The sequence below is a fragment of the Arthrobacter sp. Hiyo1 genome, assembly GCF_001263615.2.
GTDB lineage: Bacteria > Actinomycetota > Actinomycetes > Actinomycetales > Micrococcaceae > Arthrobacter.
In genome coordinates this window covers 307,508-309,171 of sequence record NZ_DF952472.1, presented here as the reverse complement: position 1 = coordinate 309,171, position 1,664 = coordinate 307,508, and the positions used below count along the sequence as shown (strand labels likewise).

The window sequence follows — 1,664 nt, the reverse complement described above, 5'->3', positions numbered from 1 at the left end:
GGATGCATGCCCACCGCTCCGACGTCGTGATTCCAGTCCACGAGATGCCCTTGGCGCTGCCGGGCATCAACGAGTTGCGGCTTTGGGACATCGATCTGCGGGGGATCTCGCGGGTGGAAGTGGCCGCGCCCGCCAACGGATCGCGTCCCCTCGTCCTTCTCGCCCCGGAGGAGGGTACTGACGCCCGGCGCCTCAACCGGATCCTGGGCCAGCTCCCGCAAGAAGTCTCAGTGGCGAGCTTCGACCCCGTGGGTGGAGACGTCCTGCAGTTGCGCGGCAGGACGTGGGTCCAGGAATCGGCTGCCGGCCACGAATACCGGGTGACGGGAGAAGGGTTCTGGCAGATCCACAAGGACGCGCCCGGGACCCTGGTGGGGGCGGTGACGGGATTCCTGCACGACGGCGGCTACCTCCTTCCGGGATCGGCCGTCGCCGATCTTTACGCGGGAGCCGGATTGTTTACGGCGCCCTTGGCGGATGCCGTGGGGATCACCGGTTCGGTGCTGTCCGTCGAAGGATCGCCCGGGACCAGCCGCGATGCCCGCAAGAACCTGCACGGAGAGACCCAGGTGGATATTGTCCAGGGCAGGGTGGAACGTGTCCTCCGGCAGCGACCCCGGAGCTTCGACGCCTTGGTGATCGACCCGCCGCGGGCCGGCGCCGGCAAGGCCGTGGTCAGCCAGCTCATCGAGTCCGGGCCCCGCGCAATCGCCTATGTGTCGTGTGATCCGGCCTCCTTCGCGCGTGATCTGGGGTACTTCCGGAACGGCGGATGGCGCCTCGAATCCCTCCGGGCATTTGACTTGTATCCGCACACACACCACCTGGAGACCGTTGCGTTGCTGGTGCCCGCGGCATAGGCGCCACTACGATGGGGGAGAAGTCCTACGTCGCGCTTCACTTCTCCACCGGCCGGCAGTCGCTCAGATTAGGTTTGCCTAACTAGCTAGCGGTCAACCACGCGACAAAGATGAAAGCTGTTGCGAGAGGAGTCCTGCCATGAGCACTGTGGACAGCTTCGGTTCCAAAGGCGTACTGAATGTAGCCGGCACCGATTATGAAATTTTCCGGTTGAACTCCGTTGAGGGCGCAGACAGCCTTCCGTTCAGCCTTAAGGTATTGCTTGAAAACCTCCTGCGGACGGAAGATGGCGCCAATATCACGGCCGACCACGTCCGCGCCCTGGCCGGCTGGGACCCGGATGCCCAGCCAGACACCGAGATCCAGTTCACCCCGGCCCGAGTCATCATGCAGGACTTCACCGGGGTTCCCTGTGTGGTTGACCTTGCCACCATGCGTGAAGCCATCAAGGACCTCGGCGGCGACCCCAAGCGCGTCAACCCGCTGGCTCCGGCTGAGATGGTCATCGACCACTCCGTGCAGATCGATGCCTTCGGCAACTCCGGCGCGCTTGAGCGCAACATGGAGATCGAATACCAGCGCAACGGCGAGCGTTACCAGTTCCTGCGTTGGGGCCAGACTGCTTTCGACGACTTCAAGGTTGTCCCCCCGGGAACCGGCATCGTCCACCAAGTCAACATCGAATACCTGGCACGCACCGTCATGACCCGCGAGGTTGACGGCGTCCTCCGCGCCTACCCGGACACCTGCGTCGGCACGGACTCCCACACCACCATGGTCAACGGCCTGGGCGTGCTCGGCTG

The 1,664-nt window shown here is 64.5% G+C and carries 2 protein-coding genes; both read left to right on the top strand.

Going from position 1 to position 1,664, the window contains the following annotated elements:
• Positions 1–860, top strand: an 860-nt coding sequence (locus AHiyo1_RS15025) for a class I SAM-dependent RNA methyltransferase (protein WP_148667594.1), incomplete at its 5' end; no start/stop codon positions are given.
• 139 nt (positions 861–999) lie between these two features.
• Positions 1,000–1,664, top strand: a 665-nt coding sequence (locus AHiyo1_RS15020) for an aconitase family protein (protein WP_253257372.1), incomplete at its 3' end; no start/stop codon positions are given.